Annotated in this window: 13 protein-coding genes; 5 read left to right on the top strand and 8 right to left on the bottom strand. The window is 63.6% G+C overall.

The annotated features are described in order from the left end of the window. The first annotated feature begins 8 nt into the window (after window positions 1-8). From relA to ppc, 3 genes are all read left to right on the top strand, one after another. Entirely contained in the window at window positions 9-2,273 is a 2,265-nt protein-coding gene (gene relA, locus ACZYGA_RS04600) for a GTP diphosphokinase (protein ID WP_077372191.1), read from the top strand. Next, window positions 2,270-3,205 (top strand): nucleoside triphosphate pyrophosphohydrolase, encoded by a 936-nt coding sequence (gene mazG / locus ACZYGA_RS04595; protein ID WP_077372194.1) that lies wholly within the window; start codon window positions 2,270-2,272, stop codon window positions 3,203-3,205. The genes relA and mazG overlap by 4 nt, the downstream gene beginning before the upstream one ends. A 307-nt stretch (window positions 3,206-3,512) precedes the next feature. Next, window positions 3,513-6,161: a phosphoenolpyruvate carboxylase gene (gene ppc / locus ACZYGA_RS04590; protein ID WP_077372197.1), complete on the top strand. Its 2,649-nt coding sequence runs from the start codon at window positions 3,513-3,515 to the stop codon at window positions 6,159-6,161. 112 nt (window positions 6,162-6,273) lie between these two features. On the opposite strand, the gene ACZYGA_RS04585 is transcribed toward ppc, so the two are convergent. The 8 genes from ACZYGA_RS04585 to ACZYGA_RS04550 form a co-directional block, all read right to left on the bottom strand. After that, window positions 6,274-7,320, bottom strand: a complete 1,047-nt coding sequence (locus tag ACZYGA_RS04585) for an asparaginase (protein ID WP_479398471.1) — start codon at window positions 7,318-7,320, stop codon at window positions 6,274-6,276. A 116-nt stretch (window positions 7,321-7,436) separates the two neighbouring features. Beyond that, the gene (gene pcp, locus ACZYGA_RS04580; protein WP_284728051.1) at window positions 7,437-8,096 is read right to left on the bottom strand and encodes a pyroglutamyl-peptidase I; all 660 of its coding nucleotides are present in this window, start codon (window positions 8,094-8,096) and stop codon (window positions 7,437-7,439) included. 78 nt (window positions 8,097-8,174) lie between these two features. Then, window positions 8,175-9,086: a DUF979 domain-containing protein gene (locus ACZYGA_RS04575; protein WP_077372207.1), complete on the bottom strand. Its 912-nt coding sequence runs from the start codon at window positions 9,084-9,086 to the stop codon at window positions 8,175-8,177. Then, the gene (locus ACZYGA_RS04570) at window positions 9,083-9,856 is read right to left on the bottom strand and encodes a DUF969 domain-containing protein (protein ID WP_077372210.1); all 774 of its coding nucleotides are present in this window, start codon (window positions 9,854-9,856) and stop codon (window positions 9,083-9,085) included. The genes ACZYGA_RS04575 and ACZYGA_RS04570 overlap by 4 nt, the downstream gene beginning before the upstream one ends. A 424-nt stretch (window positions 9,857-10,280) precedes the next feature. Beyond that, window positions 10,281-11,480, bottom strand: coding sequence for an MFS transporter (locus ACZYGA_RS04565; RefSeq protein WP_479398467.1), 1,200 nt, complete (start codon window positions 11,478-11,480; stop codon window positions 10,281-10,283). A gap of 263 nt (window positions 11,481-11,743) precedes the next feature. Continuing rightward, window positions 11,744-12,364: a hypothetical protein gene (locus tag ACZYGA_RS04560; protein ID WP_176502757.1), complete on the bottom strand. Its 621-nt coding sequence runs from the start codon at window positions 12,362-12,364 to the stop codon at window positions 11,744-11,746. A gap of 219 nt (window positions 12,365-12,583) precedes the next feature. Further along, the gene (locus ACZYGA_RS04555; protein ID WP_479398464.1) at window positions 12,584-13,198 is read right to left on the bottom strand and encodes a CBS domain-containing protein; all 615 of its coding nucleotides are present in this window, start codon (window positions 13,196-13,198) and stop codon (window positions 12,584-12,586) included. Between the two features lie 504 nt (window positions 13,199-13,702). Next, a complete protein-coding gene (locus tag ACZYGA_RS04550; RefSeq protein WP_284728055.1) occupies window positions 13,703-14,203 on the bottom strand; it encodes a hypothetical protein in 501 nt (166 codons plus the stop codon). A 686-nt stretch (window positions 14,204-14,889) separates the two neighbouring features. Here ACZYGA_RS04550 and ACZYGA_RS04545 point away from each other — a divergent pair. Both ACZYGA_RS04545 and ACZYGA_RS04540 read left to right on the top strand, forming a co-directional pair. Further along, a complete protein-coding gene (locus ACZYGA_RS04545) occupies window positions 14,890-16,194 on the top strand; it encodes a GGDEF domain-containing protein (RefSeq protein WP_169477169.1) in 1,305 nt (434 codons plus the stop codon). Between the two features lie 97 nt (window positions 16,195-16,291). Next, on the top strand, window positions 16,292-16,900 hold the full coding sequence (locus ACZYGA_RS04540; RefSeq protein ID WP_084209111.1) for a hypothetical protein: 609 nt from the start codon (window positions 16,292-16,294) through the stop codon (window positions 16,898-16,900). The last annotated feature ends 94 nt before the right edge of the window (window positions 16,901-16,994 follow it).

Here is a 16,994-nt window from a genome sequence, read left to right as displayed (position 1 = left end):
ATAGGGTCATGGTCAAGGTGCGCGAAGATCAGCCGCTGACCGATAGCGGTGGTGTGGACATCCCGGTGTGGGTCGCGCGACTGCGCGAGGAAGTCCCGTCGGTGAATGCCGAGGTCATGGTGCGAGCCTGTGAAGTCGCATTGAAGGTGGCGCGTGAGGCGGATGCGCGTGGCGACAAGCCCTGGCGTGAGCCGTTGGTCAGTTTCCGCTTCAGTCTCGAGATGGCGGATATCCTCTCGGAGCTGAAGCTTGACCAGCCTGCGCTGGTGGCGGCAGTGCTCTATCGCGCGGTGCGTGAGGGGCACCTGGGGCTTGAGGCCATCGACAAGCACTTCGGTGCCGAGGTGGCACGCCTGATCGAGGGCGTGCTCAACATGGCCGCCATCAGTCAGTTGCAGGCGCCCAGTCATGGCATGGCGCAGCACGATCAACAGGACAACCTGCGCAAGATGCTGGTGTCGATGATCGATGACGTGCGCATCGCGCTGATCAAGATCGCCGAGCGCACCGTCGCCCTGCGTCACGTCAAGGATGCGCCGCGTGAGAAGCGCATGCGGGTCGCCAATGAGGTCTTCGACATCTATGGCCCGCTGGCTCACCGTCTTGGCATCGGTCAGCTCAAGTGGGAGCTGGAGGATCTGTCCTTCCGCTACCGCGAGGAGACCGAGTACAAGAACATCGCCAAGCAGCTGGCCGAGAAGCGTCTGGAGCGTGAGCATTACATCGCCGACCTGCTGGTCGAGATGCGCAGTCTGATGCGCGATCAGGGCATCAAGCACTTCGATGTCGCCGGCCGCGCCAAGCACATCTACTCCATCTGGCGGAAGATGAAGATCAAGCGCATCGCCTTCTCGCAGGTGTATGACGTGCGCGCGGTGCGGATTCTCGTCGGCACCGTCAGTGACTGCTATACGGCATTGGGTATCGTCCACTCGCGCTGGCACCACGTGCCTCACGAGTTCGATGACTACATCGCCAACCCGAAGAAGAATGGCTATCAGTCGCTGCACACCGCAGTGGTCGGGCCCAGCAACAAGGTCATCGAGATCCAGATCCGCACCTTCGACATGCACGAGGAGGCGGAGCTGGGCGTGTGTGCCCACTGGCGTTACAAGGGCCACGACGTCGGTCACAAGAGTCGCAGCTACGAGGACAAGATCGCCTGGTTGCGTCAGGTGCTCGAATGGCAGGACGAGGTCGGCGAGAGCGGAGGACAGGAGTCCATCCGTCAGGGCCTGAGTTCCGACGTGGCGCCTGACCGTATCTATGTCTTCACGCCGGAAGGGCACGTCATCGACCTGCCCAAGATCGCCACGCCCATCGACTTCGCCTATCGCGTGCACACCGAGGTGGGGCATCGCTGTCGTGGTGCCAAGGTTGACGGCCGTATCGTGCCGCTGACCTACAAGCTCAAGACCGGCCAGCAGGTCGAGATCCTGACGGCCACCAAGGGCGGGCCGAGTCGTGACTGGCTCAACCCCAACCTGGGCTATGTGCGCACCTCGCGCGCTCGCGCCAAGATCCAGACCTGGTTCAAGCTCCAGGCGCGGGATCAGAACGTCGACGAGGGCAAGGCGCTGCTCGAGAAGGAATTCTCGCGTCTGGCGCTGGAGAACCTTGACCGCGACAAGCTGGCCAACGCCGTCAACTATCCGACACGTGATGACATGTACGCCGCCATCGGCGCGGGGGACCTGCGGGTCGGCCAGGTGCTGCATCAGGCGCAGCAGCTGTTCGGCGACACCGATGATCAGGAGCAGCTCGAGCGCCTGCTGCGTCAGCGCAAGCCGCAGGGCAAGGAGAAGCCGGACGCCGTCATGGTGCTGGGGGTCGGCAACCTGAAGACCACCATGGCCAACTGCTGCCATCCGGTGCCGGGGGATCAGATCGCCGGTTTCATCACCCAGGGGCGTGGCGTGACGGTGCATCGTCAGGACTGCCCGAACCTGATCCAGCTGCGCTCGGACGAGCCGCGGCGCATCGTCGATGTCGACTGGGGCCAGCGGTCACGCAGCCAGTATCCGGTGGATATCGAGATCCAGGCCTGGGACCGCTCGGGGCTCCTGCGCGATGTCACCAATGTGCTCAGTGGCGACAAGGTCAATGTGCTGTCGGTCAATACGCGCACCGACCAGCTCGACAACATCGCCACGCTCAGGATCACGCTGGAGGTCGAGAACCTCGATGTGCTGGGACGCGTGTTCGCACGTATCCAGCAGCTGCCCAACATCATCGACGTCAAGCGCCTGCGGGTCGGTGGCAACAAGTCATGAGTGCCGCAACTCCCCCCGGACGCCATGGCCTTGAGGATCTGCTGACCCTGATGGCCGTGCTGCGTGACCCGCAGTACGGCTGTCCGTGGGATCTGAAACAGGACTACGCGAGCCTGGTGCCGCACACCCTGGAGGAGGCCTATGAAGTCGCCGACGTGATCGAGCGGGCCGCGGCAGATGCCGAGGTGCTCGACGAGCTGCCGGCGGAGCTGGGCGACCTGCTCTTCCAGGGCGTGTTCTATGCCCAGATCGCCAGCGAGCAGCAGCGTTTCGACTTCCATGACGTCATCCATGTGCTCACCGAGAAGATGCTGCGCCGCCATCCGCATGTCTTCCCGGATGGCACCCTGGCTTCGCGCCGTGAGGGCATCGCCACGCATGAGGTGGACGCAGGGTCGCTCAATGCCCAGTGGGAGACCCTCAAGCAGCAGGAGTCCGGCGAGCCATCTGCCAGCCAGGCCGCTGACGTCAGCGTGCTGGATGGCGTGCCGCTGGGCCTGCCGGCGCTGACGCGGGCGGCCAAGCTCTCGAAGAAGGCCTCACGTTCGGGCTTTGACTGGCCGGACACTGCCGGCGTGCTGGACAAGATCCGCGAGGAACTCGGCGAGGTCGAGGAAGCGCTGGCCGAGGGCGATGAGGCCCATGCGCGTGAGGAGGTGGGGGATCTGCTGTTCGCGGTGGTCAACCTGGCGCGGACGCTCAAGGCGGACCCGGAGCAGCAGCTGCGGGCGACCAATGCCCGTTTCGCGTCCCGGTTCCGTCATGTGGAAGCCGCGATTGCGGCAGAGGGGCGTTCGCTGAAGGAGGCCAGTCTCGCCGAGATGGATGCGCACTGGGATGAGGCCAAGCGCCGGGAGCGGGCGGCCAGTCAGTCCGAGAGCCTCGAGGATGGCTCGTCGAACGCGCGTGCGGTGACTCCGCTTGTCAGGTGATGTGATGCCGTCGTCGGGCGGCAGAAAGAAAATGTAGTAAGTTTACGCGATAGTCGGATTGTGGAGCCAAGGCCCGCGGTCGTATGCTGATGGTAAGCGATCAGGGCAAGTGCCTTGTCCTGCTTTCCGGTCTGCTGCGCCGCGGGCCTTTCGTTTGGGGCATGCGTCAGATCTCTGTGCCAGTCTCCGTGTCAGATGGCGCAGGGCTTGCGACGGGCCGCGAGCCCGTCATGGATCTGTTAACTGAATGCCCCTGATGACAGGGGATGATTCCCGCGGCGGCACCGTCACTCCCAAGGAGGGTTGCATGAGTCACGACCTGCATGAATCGTTGCGCGACAATGTGCGCATTCTCGGGGACAACCTCGGCCAGACCATCGCGGCCGATCTCGGCGATGACTTCGTCGAGCGTATCGAACGCATCCGCGCCCTGGCCAAGAAAGGCCAACAAGGCGACCTCGCGGCCCGCCGCGAGTTGATCGATTACCTGCGCGACCTTCCCGACAGCGATCTGCTGCCGGTCACCCGCGCCTTCAATCAGTTTCTGAATCTTTCCAACATCGCCGAGCAGCACTACCGCGGCCGCTTCAAGCGTGTCGAGGATTATCGTCCCGGCAGTCAGCCGGATCTGGGCGAGCTGATCACGCGTATCCGTGAGCGTGGCTTCAGTGCCCAGAAGATCGTCGAGGAGCTGTCGGCGATGCGCGTCGAGCTGGTGCTGACGGCCCACCCGACGGAAGTCATCCGCCGTACCCTGATCCAGAAGTACGATGCCATCGAAGGCTGCCTGACCCAGATGGAAGGTGCCTGTGATCGCCCGGAACAGGCGACGCTCGCGCGTGCACGCCTCTCTGAGCTGATCAGCCAGGCCTGGCATACCGACGAGATCCGTCACGAGCGCCCGACCCCGGTGGACGAGGCCAAGTGGGGCTTTGCCACCATCGAGAATTCGCTGTGGCAGGCGGTGCCGGACTTCCATCGTCAGCTGGACGAGATGACGCTGGAGGCGGCCGGCGAGCGTCTGCCGCTGGACGCCGCGCCGCTGCGCTTCGCCTCCTGGATGGGGGGCGACCGCGATGGCAACCCGAATGTCACCGCGCGGGTCACCCGCACCGTGCTGCTGCTGGGTCGCTGGATGGCGGCGGATCTCTACCTGCGGGATCTCGAGCAGCTCAAGTCCGAGCTCTCCATGTGGAAGTGCTCCGCGGCGCTGCGTGCCGAGGCCGGCGATGTGGCGGAACCTTACCGCGAGATCCTGCGGCGTCTGATCCTGCGCATGGAAAGCACCCGTGACTGGGCCAAGGCTGGCCTGGACGGCAAGCGTCACGAGGGGCTCGACATCATCGAGACGCGTGAGCAGCTCTATGCACCGCTGCTGGCCTGCTACCGCTCGCTGTGTGATGTGGGGCTGGACACCATTGCCAATGGCGCCTTGCTCGACACGCTGCGCCGCGTGGCCTGTTTCGGCGTGACTCTCACCAAGCTCGACATCCGTCAGGAAAGTACGCGCCACGCCCAGGTGCTCGACGAGCTGACCCAGTCGCTGGGCATGGGCAGCTACTTCGAGTGGGATGAGCAGAAGCGCTGTGAATTCCTCGCCAGGGAGCTGGGCGGTCAGCGTCCCTTGATCCCGCGTCATTGGGAGTGCTCCACCGATACCCGCGAAGTGCTGGATACCTTCAAGGTCATCGCGCGTGAACACCGTGAGGCGCTGGGCACCTACATCATCTCGATGGCGGGCCAGGCCTCCGATGTACTGGCGGTGGCGCTGCTGATGAAGGAGGTGGGCGGTGACGTGCGCCTGCCCATCGCGCCGCTGTTCGAGACCCTGGACGACCTGGATCGCTCCGGCCCGGTCATCGACACGCTGCTGGGCATGCCGATCTATCGCAAGCACGCCGGCAATCGTCAGGAAGTGATGATCGGCTATTCCGACTCCGCCAAGGATGCCGGCCAGCTGGCGGCGGCCTGGGCACAGTATCGTGCCCAGGAGACGCTGGTGGATGTCACCAAGCGGCACGGCGTCGAACTGACGCTCTTCCATGGTCGTGGCGGCACGGTGGGTCGCGGGGGCGGTCCGGCACATGCGGCGATCCTCTCGCAGCCGCCGGGCTCGGTGACCGGTTCCCTGCGCGTGACCGAGCAGGGCGAGATGATCCGCTTCAAGTTCGGCCTGCCGGACATCGCCAGCCGCTCGATGGAGATCTATGTCTGTGCGGTCCTCGAGGCCAGCCTGCTGCCGCCGCCCGCCCCGCGTCAGGAATGGCGCGACGAGATGAATCGTCTCGCGGACGTCGCGCACAAGGCCTATGTCGGAGTGGTGCGCGAGGACCCGAACTTCGTGCCTTACTTCCGCTCGGTCACGCCGGAGACGGCACTGGCGCGCCTGCCGCTGGGGTCACGCCCGGCCAAGCGTCGTCAGGACGGAGGCGTCGAGACGCTGCGGGCGATCCCGTGGATCTTCGCCTGGACCCAGATTCGTCTGATGCTGCCGGCGTGGCTTGGCAGTGGCGAAGCCTTCGCCAATCGGCTCGAGGAAGAGGGTGGGCTGGAAATCCTGCGCGAGATGATGAACGACTGGCCGTTCTTCTCCACCTATGTCGACATGCTGGAGATGCTGCTGTCCAAGGCGGATCTCTCGACGGCGGCCTACTACGAGCAACGTCTGGTGGATGAGCCTGCGCTCAAGGAGCTGGGGCAGTCGCTGCGTGATCGTCTCGAGCGTCTGGAGAAGGTGGTGCTGGAGATCCGCGATCAACAGACGCTGCTGGAGCACATGCCGCTGATCCGTCAGGCCATCGATGTTCGCAACCCCTACATCGACCCGTTGCATGGCCTGCAGGCCGAGCTTCTGCAGCGCAACCGGGATGCCGATGGCGCCATCTCCGCCGAGCTGTCGCGCGCCCTGATGGTGACCATGGCCGGTATCTCGGCCGGTCTGCGCAACACCGGCTGAGGCGGCGGCTGACGAAATCGCGTCGGCCAGTCTTGAGTCACTGCATGAAAAAGCCCCGACAGGCATGCCTGTCGGGGCTTTTCGTTGTCATGAAGCTAACGACGAGGCTTGGTTACAGCAGGCCGCTGGCGCGCTCTCCTACCCATGGCATCAGGAAGCGTTCCCGCTGCCAGTCCTCATCCTGATTGAGCGCGACCAGGTGCAGCAGCTTGGTGAAGGCGGCCTCCAGTGTCATGTCATCACCGGACAGTACCCCGATGGTGGCAAGGCCCGCGCCTGCCGCATAGTGGCCGATGCTGACCGGGCCATGCGGACACTGGCTGATGCCGGCCAGCAGCTTGCCTTCGCCGCGCGCATCGGCCAGCACGCCCAGAAGCTCGGCGTCCGCCGGCAGATTGCCGCTGCCCCACAATTCCAGCACCGCGCCCTTCACTTCGCTGCGCAGCAACTGCACTCGTACGCTCTCGGCGCTGATGCCGGGGTAGAGCGGCAGGCGGATGATGGCATCCTGGCCGAGGCAGGCGTAATCCGGCAATTCGAAGGCCGGCCCCTGGTCATCCATCAGGCGGCCTGGATAGACCACGACACGGTCATCGACCCACTCGCCCAGCAGGGGGGCATTGGGAGTGGTGAAGCCGCGGTGATCCTGGGTATACCACTTGCGGGTGCACACGCCGCGCAGCAGCTGACCGCCGAAGGCGACCACCACCTCATTGAGGGTCGGTTGGGCGGCGGCGGTGAGGGCCAGTTCGACATTGGCAAGAGCATCGCTGCCGTCGGCCTCCAGTGGCAGCTGGGCGCCACTGACGATCACCGGGCGGGCGGTGCCCTTGAGCTGGAAGGCGAGGCTTGACGCCGTCCAGGCGAGGGTGTCGGTGCCCTGCAACACCACGAAGCCATCGAAACTGTCATAGGCATCGGCGATCTCGCCCGCGATCTGCTGCCAGTCAGCGGGCGTCGCCGAGGAGGAGTCGATCAGTTGCGGGAATTCGCGCAAGGTGAAGGCGGGCAGACGGCCACGACGGCTGGGCGGCAGATCCTCCAGCGCTGCTCGCAGACGCGCATCGAAGTCTCCGGCCGGCGCCAGGCCCTGCTCGCTTTCGACCATGCCCAGCGTACCGCCGGTATACAGCACCAGGATGTGTGTCTCGGGAGTCATCGTATCCACCTGCCAGAAATGGGAAAGCCGGCATTGTAACGCATGCCGGCTGGCGGGTGAGACGTGCTGCCAAGGGGATGACCAGGTCAGCAGCGAGTGCGGTGGTGGCGGAAGGGCTAGCTGATGTTGCCACCGCCGATGCGCACATCCTGCTGATGGGTCATGGCGCTGATGCAGAGGACGCGCACGCCTTCCAGCAGGCTCTCCAGGCTCATGGTCGGCAGTCGGCCATCGAGGCTCTGCTCGGGGAGTGCCGGAATATGCACGAAGCCGGAGCGGATCGGACTGTCCGCCAGATGGCGTTGCACGCCGTAGAACAGGTGGTTGCAGACGAAGGTGCCGGCGGTATAGGAGACGCTGGCCGGCAGACCCGCTGCCTGCAGATCATTGACCATCGCCTTGATGGGCAGAGTCGTGAAGCAGGCATCCGGGCCACCGGTCTCGATGGGTTCATCCACCGGCTGGTGTCCGCCATTGTCCTTGATGCGGTAGTCATCCAGATTGATGGCGACGCGCTCCGGCGTGATGGCGCTGCGACCACTCGCCTGGCCCAGCATGATCACGGTATCGGGGGCGTGACGCTCGATGGCCTCCACCACGCTCTCGATCGCGGCGTAGCGCGTCACCGGCACGCGGCAGGTGCGTATCTCGACACTGTCCGATGAGCCATTCGGCAGGGCCAGGGTCTGACCCTCCAACTGCTCGATGATCTTGAGTGCCGGATTGACGCTGTCGTGGCCGAAGGGCTCGAAACCACAGAGAAGCAGACGGGACATGGGAGACTCCTTGACTGGCATCGATCACCGCAGGCCACTGCTGGCGGTGATCGATGCGCGGGTAAGCATGAGAACGAATCAGAAGGCCAGCAGCAGCATCAGGCTGATGTTGGCCATCAGCATCACCAGCGCCGGAATGATCTGGGCGCGGATGATGTGATAGCGATCATCCAGCTCCAGCAGCGCCGCCGGAACGATGTTGAAATTGGCGGCCATGGGCGTCATCAGCGTGCCGCAATAGCCCGACAGCATCCCCAGCACGCCGACGATGGCGGGATTGCCACCATGCAGGGCGATGACCAGCGGATAGCCGATCCCGGAGGTGATGACGGCGAAGGCGGCGAAGCCGTTGCCCATCAGCATGGTGAACACGGCCATGCCGACACAGTAGGCGATCACGCAGGCGATGAGACTGGTATCGGGAACCACGCTTGAGACCAGCCCCGCGATGGTCTGGCCGACACCGGCCTGATCGAACAGCAGACCGAGCGCGGCCAGGAACTGCGGCAGGATGGCGGCCCAGCCGATGGCATCCGCCAGGCGACGACCTTCCTGCATGCCGGTGCCGGGGCGCTCACGCAGCAGCAGCAGGGCAACGGCAAACGCCAGCACGGTCGCAAGCCCCAGTCCGACCAGTGCGCTCTGCCCGGTGGTGAGGGTGTAGAGGAAGGTGCCGATGGGAATCACCAGTGCCGGAATGAACAGCCGAGACCCCAGGCGTTGGCGGCGCTGCTGGCGGGCTTCATCGCTGAGCTGTCCGTAATTGCCGAAGCCGAGCTGACCGGTGGCGGCCAGCAGCGCCATGGCGAGCATGGCGAGGCCGACCACGACATTGGGCAGCCACTGGCCGAAGGCCAGGCTGATCCCGAAGATCATCCAGAAGGCGCTGGTGCCAAGGCGACGCGGATGGTCGCGGTCGGTCAGGGTCAGAAGGGCAAACACCATGACGGCGAAGCCGGTGATCAGGTAAAGGGCATCGATACCGCTCATGAGTGGCTCTCCGTCACGGGAGTGGTGTAGCTGTCAGGGGCTGACGCGGGGGTTGCCTGCAAAGGGGAGGCGGGATACTCCTCGCGCAGCAGTCGATGCTCCTGCTGGATGCGCTTGTCCAGCCGGCGACACAGGATGAAGACCACGACCAGCGAGACGAGTGCGGTAGGAATGGCATAGAGCGCCATGTCCGCGAGACTGACGCTGGTGCCGCTCTTGTCCAGCACGCTCTTGATCAGCAGCAGGCCGCCCGAGGCGACGAAGATCAGCTGACTGAAGAAGTTGCCGAAGTTCTCGCTGACGGCATTGAGTACCCGGATGCGCTGGCTCAGGGTCTTGAAGCGGGGGGAGGCCACGGCTTCCTCGGAGAGGTCGCGCTCGGCGGCACCGACCGACATCGGCGCGACCAGCGGACGGATCATCGCCGGGTGCCCACCCAGCTGCAGCCCGAAGGCGTTGGTCACCTTGCGCAGCAGCAGGTAGCTCAGGGTGATGCGGCCGGCACTGGCGGCACGCAGCTTCTGCACGAGATGCTCGGCCTGGTCACGCAGGCCATTGCGCTCCAGCAGGCCAATGACCGGCAGGGTGATGATGAAGAGTGACACGGCGCGGTTGTCGGTAAAGGCCTGGCCGAGGGCGCCGAGGATCTCGGTGGGCGTCATGCCGGCCACGAGTCCCGAGGCAAAGCCTGCCACCAGGACCACCAGCAGAGCGTTCAAGCGCAGTGCCAGACCGACCACGATGATGGCGACGCCGATCAATGACAACATGTGATATCTCCCGAGCCTGAGGAGGAGAGTCTGTTGCGGGGGCAGGACATGGGCTTTCACCTCTGAGGGTGAGCTTGTTGTTGTGAAGTACGTGCCGCGAAGTAGGTACCGTGAAGTACGTTGTTTTACTACGCGAGTTCAGAGGGTAGGGTCAGGCAGGAATAATCCAAATGAGACATTCGGAATATATAAATTAATCGTAATTGTTGAATCGATAGAATCTATCACTTGGAGGTGCATGACAGGTCTGGTCCCGCTCCGGCATTCACACGCTGACATCAGCATGTCAGCGTGTGAATGCCGGAGCGGGACGCTCGCATCAACTGGCCTCGCCGGGCGCACGCTCGAACATCACGTCAGAGCGTGCAACCGCTTGAGCAAAAGGGCGGGGCAGGGAAGAGATGAAGAATGCGCAGCAGAGGACTCAGCCGTCGATGACCTCGGGGCTTCCATCATCGCGCAGACAGATGCGCTGACGTCTCCCGACCTTGAGGCCCAGCGCTGCGGCGGCGATGAGAATCAGCGCGAACAGCGAGGCGATCACGTCAAGGTCATTGGTGAATTCAAGCAGTATGCCCACCGCCAGCGGGCCGAGCGCCGCCAGCATGTAGCCGGTGCCTTGCGCCATTCCCGACAGCGCCCCGGCCAGGCGAGCGTCGTTGCTGCGCAGTACCAGCAAGGTCAGCGCCATCGAGAAGCTGCCTCCTTGACCAAAGCCCAGCAGTACGGCGAACAGCCAGCGCAGTGACAGCGGGCCGACCATCAGGCCGAGCAAGCCGACCGCCGAACAGGCAAGCAGCAGCAGGATGGCGGGACGCTGATCCCGTCCCATGCGCCCGATCACCGGCGCCAGCAGGGCAGTGAGTACCTGGGCTATCACCGAGGCGGCCATCAGCCAGCCGGCCTCGACATCGCTCAAGCCACGTTGTTGCAACAGAAACGGAAGCCAGCCGAAGACGATATAGGCCAGTGATGACTGACAGCCCATGAAGAAGGTGATCTGTCGTGCCAATGGCAGGTGCCACAGGCGTGGCGTGTCATGTTGACCGGCCGGCAGGCGCCGAGGCCAGGGGTGCGGCATGCTCAGACGCCAGACCGGTAGGGCGATCACCACCAGCAATGCCCAGCAGCTCAAAGAGGCCTGCCAGCTGTCCAGCCAGTTGGCCAGCGGCACACTGAGCCCTGCGGCAAGGGCGGCGCCAAGGCATAGCGCCATGGTGTAGACACCGGTGAACAGGTCAGCGCGCTCGGGATGTTCGCGCTTGACGATGGCGGGCAACAGGGTGCCCGCGATACCGATACTGCCGCCGCACAGCAAGGTCCCCAGATAGAGAAGGAGGGTCAGGTCGCTGGCGCGCAGCCACAAGGCGATTCCCAGGATGACAAGCGCCAGACTCAAGGTACGCTCCGCCCCCAGTCGCCCCGCCAGGCGTGGTGCCAGTGGCGCGAACAGTCCCAGGCATATCACCGGCAGAGTCGTCAGCAGGCCGGCGGCCAGTGTGCTCAGGCCAAGGTCCTGCGTGATGCGATCCAGCAGGGGAGCCAGCGAGGACAGCGCCGGTCGTAGATTGAGGGCGACCAGTATCAGGATGAGCAGAAACAGCGGGACGGACATTCGGCGCATGAGGCAGGCCTATCCTGAAGTGAAGGAGAGTCATGAATACGCGGGCGGACAGGGGCAGTGAACCTCCTGAACGCTTGGACAGTTCTGCGAGAATACCGTCATCCTCCGGCACTGTCTTGCGGGTTCCGACCAATATGCAATACCCATGATGCAAGGCACGCCGTGCAATGAACGACCTGCCATTCACGATCTGGCATCCACGACGCAAGACGCCCAGCAGGGGCTGGGCGTCTTGTGAGATAAGGCGGGTTGCAGAGAGGGGCTCAGTATTTCGGCTCGAGCTCCAGCTCGCGAGCCCCGGGGTAGAGCTCAAGCGGTGTCTTGCGTGGCGTGGTGCCAGCTCCCTGCCCTTGCTGCCCGGTACGTGACCTGGTGTCACCGTTGCGCCATGAGGAAAGCGGCGACGTGCGATCAGACGAGACGCTGCTGGTTGACGAGGCAGCGGGACGACGCAGCGCCTTGGCACGAATCAGGGACATGTCCTCGGTACTCAGCAGCAGGCCCTGCTGGGTACGCTCGATCTTCAACAGGCCCTTGAAGTGCCAGCAGCGCATCGGGGTATGGGCGACGCGGTAGCGGTGGCCTTCCACCTCCAGCGATACGGCTTCCCTGGGACGGCAGCCCCGAGGATGAAGCTGTACCTCTTCCAGCAACACTAGACGATTGAAGTCCTGGGGTTGAAGGACCTGGTTGCCTTCATGCATGCGCACCGGGAAGGCGTGGTTGTCGCGGGACAGTTCACGTCGCTTGTGGTTGACGCTGCCAGACCCTTCCAGGACACCCACGCCACAGACGTGCAACAGTTCGCCGTCGATCTGCTTGATGACAAGCACCTCGACGTGGCGTTGCTTGAACAGTTGATTACGCAATGAGCTCAAGGGCATGGCGGGAATCCTCTCTGGCAGCTTCTGGCCTCTTTTCAGTGGCGGGTCGCCAGACGGGTTGGATGGCGTTGAAGCGATATCTGTCGACTATATCATACGCCGTCCTGTCGAGGATTTCCTGAATCCAGCGCCCTGGCGCAGTGATCTATGCAACCTGTCGCTGGATTCATGGGCGTCTTTGATGACAAGGGCTGAGGCGTCTGGTGCCAAGTGCTCATGTCACTCGTACTTGCCAAGTACCGCCCGGCAGATGTCGGCAAAGCTGCGGGCTTCCGGGGGATGCTCAAGGTGGAGCCTAAGGGCCTGCCCGACACGAGATGCCGCGATCAAACCACGGATGCAGGGGTGGCCATCGCTGTCCTCTTCCGTGACCAGCAGGTGGGATTCTCCGCTCTGACGCAGGGTCTCGACCAGATCGCCCACCCTGGCGCGCTTGAGCACTGACAGGGCAATGCCGTGCAGCTCGGCGCGTGGCACCTGCACCATGTCGACGGTGACTTCATCACGCTGTACATCGAAGCGTGTCATGGCCCGCATCACCACGCGCCCGCCCTGCAGCTCGCGGGAGGTGACGACGCCGGTGAAGGTGCCGTCGTGATCATGCACCAGCAGAAGACGCACGCCTGCCTGTTTCATGGTCGCCAGCGCCTGACCGATGGAGGCGCTCCCCTGGATGCTGCGACCCGCGGTCACCGAGAAATCGGTCAGCAGTTCGCTGGCGGGGCTGTCCATGTTGATGTCGCCCAGAGGCTGGAGAGGCAGGCGTGAGGTGGTGACCTGTTCAAGCGGTTTCACTTCGAGGGTGTGATAGGCAGATGGGGCGATGGCATTCATGGAATGACTCCGATACTTGATGAACGATGAGCGTCTGCAAGATGAGAGTCACGCTGATCAAGGGAGTTTCCTGCACCGGGAGTAACGACTTGTTGCTGTTGTCGCAACCACTGAAGCAAGGCCCCGCTCGAGAGGCGGGCGTGTGACTGGCGCGCGGAAAGACGCCTGTCTGGCAGCAGACCGGCAGGATGGAGTAGAGGCGAAGTGACTGGCGAGAAAGCCGGATGGGGCGGGGGGTGTGAAAGATCCTGCGCTGAATGACGGCCGGATGTGACAAGGCACGGCGTCCTCCCGGATCAGGAATCACGTCGTGCCTTGTTCATGCAGGGGGCAGTGAGCTCATCACCGCGTCAGCAGGCCCCGCTGTTGTTCCGGATTGGCAACAATGCGCCGCTGGCTCCGTTTCAGAGCCCTCATGTCGAAGTCCTTATGCCAGAGCTCTTATGCCAGGGCCCTTATGCCAAGCCCTGATGTCTGGGCCCTGATGCCAGCATGCTCACGGCATCACAGCCACTCTTTCAAGTCGCCGCGCACCGAGTCCAGGAAGGTGATGAAGTCCGTCTGACCCTCGCCATCGCAGCGATCGACCTTGCAGGCGAGCTTCATGCGAGTCCCGGCCACGATCTCGTCATAGACCTCCAGCGTCAGCTTCTCCACCTCGGCATCGGCAGGCTCCCGCTCGCCATCTGCCAGACTGAAGGTGGTGATCAGCGTGCCACGCAGACGGGTAGTGCCGCCTTCGGCGACGATACGGCGAACTTTCAGCCAACCTTCGCGCACCAGGACATCCCCCTGGGCATCCTTGTGCTTGTAGATCGTGCGGTAGCAGGCGCTTTCCGAGGCACCCTTGGCCGCCATGCTCTGGTAGGCCTGAATCATGCGGGTCGCCATGGTGCCGGCTTCGGCAATCTTGCGACGGGCAGCACGGTGTTCGCGCTCGAGACGATCCTGCTTGGAGAAACGCTGCCACAGGTGGAAATCGCGCGTCAGAGTGGTCGCGTCCATTGAATACTCTCTTGTTGCATGAAGGCCGTTGCCCCCTGGCGGGGGAAACGGGCAAGGATGGTGGCGGGAGGCAGGACCTTGTGGTCGTGCTGCTCCGGCCCGGCAGTCAGGCGTATCACTGATGGCCCTCATCATCCCTAATCCGAAGGGCGCTGCCAAGGCAAGCGTCGCCGCGCATGAGCGTCGAGCATTGCGCGGCCCCGTGGCATCCACCGTGGTTGATGCGCCATGCAGCCTCACCGGATAATGGGCCGCATTCGATGCGCGGCCAGGTCATGTCGAGGGGGATGGACATCGTGCGGAAGAGGGATGGCATTTGAGGTGGGCGGCATCGGATTGCGGCGCCTGTCGGCGAGACGTGATCAGGCTGGCTGTCATGCAGGAGTATCAGGCTGCCATTTGCAGGTGATGGCACCTCACTCACACTCTTGCCTGAAATCTTCTACGAGATGTGGCCCCTGGCGCAAACGCCAACAACGAAGACTTGGCACGTCCATATGCCTTTCCCGCGTCAAACGGCGACGTTATGTCACGTTATGCCCCCTTTCCTGCATGCCTTGAATGACGCGCATGGACTGTCGCCATCACGTTTCACACTCGAACGTGAGGTAGACTGGGAGCATTCAGACGGTATGAGATTCTCACACGGGACACATGGAAGGTGTCAGTTCAAAGAGGAAGGAATCATGGCGAAACCTGATCGCCGTCGGGCCGGGGAGAGGACCGGTCTGGCTGGGGTGAAGTGGCGTTGGCCGGCTCCAGGAGGGCTGGCTGAGCGGCATGCCGGGCTCTATCAATTGTTCATGTGGTGCTACATCAGTGCGCTGGGTTGCCACATCGGCTATTTCGCCCTGCTCAGCATGCAGCCCTACCCGCAGCCCGTCGTCGCCCAGGTGGTCGGGACCTTGCTCACCGTGGCTTCCATCATCCTGCATCGCAGGGGACACCTGCAGACCGCGTTGCTGCTGCTGGTCGTGCCGGTATCGCTCAAGGCGTCATGGTGGGAGCACCAGTTCGGCGTGGGTGCGGGATTCGAGTACTACCACATCCTGTCGATCTTCTTCATCTGCATCGCGCCGATGGCGCGGATCACACGTCTCCTGACCAGTGGCGGCCTGCTGATCTTCTATCTGATCGCCCAATCCCTGCCGGGTCCTGTCTACATCGGCTCCTATGAGTTCATGGCCACGGCCAGCATCGTCAATCTCGTGATCTGTGTCACCTTCATCGGCCTGGTGGCCATCGAGATGGGGTGGGAATCCGAGCGGCGCGAGAAGCGCTATCTGCGGGAGTTGCGCCATGATCAGCTGACGGGGGCCCTCTCGCGGCTTGCGCTCAGGGAGGAGGGCGCACGCATGCTTCAGGAGGACGGACTGGGGGTGTTGATGATCGACGTGGATCACTTCAAGACGATCAATGACACGCATGGGCACGCCAGCGGTGACGATGTGCTGGTGGAGCTGACACGGCGTCTGAGTCATCACCTGCGCGGCAGTGATCTGCTCTGTCGCCAGGGGGGCGAGGAGTTCGTGGCATTGTGCCCCAGCAATGATCGCCAGGGATTGCGACACGCGGCCGACCGGCTGCTGCAGTCCATCAACGGACGCGCCTTCGTGTTGAACAATGGCAAGCTGCTGCGGGTCACGGTCAGTATCGGCGTGGCCCAGGGAGGGCCGGCCACGGCAGCCGAGTCCTTGCTGCCGGAGCTGATCCGTCGTGCGGACCAGGCGATGTATCGTGCCAAGCGTACCGGTCGCAATCGGGTGGTGACGGCCTGGGACATGCTGGATGAACCCCGCAGCCAGACCGACGCGGCCGATATCCCGGCGACAGCACAAGCCACCGCCCCGATGCCGAGTCCTGCGTCATCCTCGTCAGAGATGCGTCTCTGTGTGGAGGGCTCCCAGCGCGAGACGCGACAGCAGGACACTCACGGCGAAGGTAGCTCCCATGTCGCCGGGACTGGATGCTATGGCTACAAACGTCCTTGAATCGCACCGCTCCCGATGACGGTCGCGCCACTTCCATGGCCGTGCCCGGGCAGCCCGGTGGCAAGACCCTTTCTGCGTATTCCGGAGATTGAGATTGATGATCGATACGAGTGGTGGACGCGCGGGGCGTCTCTGGCAGTGCCTGTTCATGACCGCAGCCTTGTTGACGGCAGAGATGACACTGGCGGCTCCTGCAACGACGCAGGACGGTGATGTGAATGCCGGCCAGGCCAGTGCCGCCGCGCCAGCTGTGGCGCCGGCCTTGCCAACGGCTGCCAAGGCCGGCAACAGCATCTATCGCTGCATGCTCGACGGTGTCCCCACCTGGCAGCAGCAGCCCTGTCATCAAGGGGATGCGCCGGTGGCGCTGGATGACTCCCTGACGGTGGTACCCGCTGCGCAAGACGGGCCGGCAGATCTGGAGGAAGACGCCACCGCGGAGCGTCTCGAGCGCGAAAAGCAGCGGACTCTGGCGGCCCGTCAGGAGAGCCAGCGCCAATACCGGATTCGCTCGGCCATCGATGATGGCTATCTGGTGGAAGGCATGAGTGAGTCTCAGGCGGTGTCCCTGCTGGGCAAGCCCAGTGATGTCAGCGAGACCATCGCCGACAACCAGTCATGCCGCCTGCTCAGCTGGTGGGGAGATGTTCGTGTCCAGTTCTGCAATGACGAGGCTGTCTCCATCACCGCGACGCAGCGGGACTGACGACCTGAACCCCTGCTGGAAGGGGGCCGAGCATGCCTGGCTGCTTGAGTCTTTCGAATCGAGGCCCGGATATTCAATTGTTTAGAATATTTGC

The organism is Cobetia sp. BL01 (assembly GCF_056493605.1).
Note: the sequence above shows the minus strand (reverse complement) of the source record. Positions and strands in the feature narration are given on the sequence as shown.

Bases quoted from the DNA above. Each gene is read 5' to 3' on its own strand.
- ACZYGA_RS04560 (WP_176502757.1), bottom strand. From the start codon at position 12,364: ATGCCCTTGAGCTCATTGCGTAATCAACTGTTCAAGCAACGCCACGTC.
- ACZYGA_RS04575 (WP_077372207.1), bottom strand. From the start codon at position 9,086: ATGAGCGGTATCGATGCCCTTTACCTGATCACCGGCTTCGCCGTCATG.
- ACZYGA_RS04545 (WP_169477169.1), top strand. From the start codon at position 14,890: ATGGCGAAACCTGATCGCCGTCGGGCCGGGGAGAGGACCGGTCTGGCT.
- ACZYGA_RS04570 (WP_077372210.1), bottom strand. From the start codon at position 9,856: ATGTTGTCATTGATCGGCGTCGCCATCATCGTGGTCGGTCTGGCACTG.
- ACZYGA_RS04550 (WP_284728055.1), bottom strand. From the start codon at position 14,203: ATGGACGCGACCACTCTGACGCGCGATTTCCACCTGTGGCAGCGTTTC.
- relA (WP_077372191.1), top strand. From the start codon at position 9: ATGGTCAAGGTGCGCGAAGATCAGCCGCTGACCGATAGCGGTGGTGTG.
- ACZYGA_RS04555 (WP_479398464.1), bottom strand. From the start codon at position 13,198: ATGAATGCCATCGCCCCATCTGCCTATCACACCCTCGAAGTGAAACCG.
- ACZYGA_RS04585 (WP_479398471.1), bottom strand. From the start codon at position 7,320: ATGACTCCCGAGACACACATCCTGGTGCTGTATACCGGCGGTACGCTG.
- ACZYGA_RS04540 (WP_084209111.1), top strand. From the start codon at position 16,292: ATGATCGATACGAGTGGTGGACGCGCGGGGCGTCTCTGGCAGTGCCTG.
- ACZYGA_RS04565 (WP_479398467.1), bottom strand. From the start codon at position 11,480: ATGCGCCGAATGTCCGTCCCGCTGTTTCTGCTCATCCTGATACTGGTC.
- ppc (WP_077372197.1), top strand. From the start codon at position 3,513: ATGAGTCACGACCTGCATGAATCGTTGCGCGACAATGTGCGCATTCTC.
- pcp (WP_284728051.1), bottom strand. From the start codon at position 8,096: ATGTCCCGTCTGCTTCTCTGTGGTTTCGAGCCCTTCGGCCACGACAGC.
- mazG (WP_077372194.1), top strand. From the start codon at position 2,270: ATGAGTGCCGCAACTCCCCCCGGACGCCATGGCCTTGAGGATCTGCTG.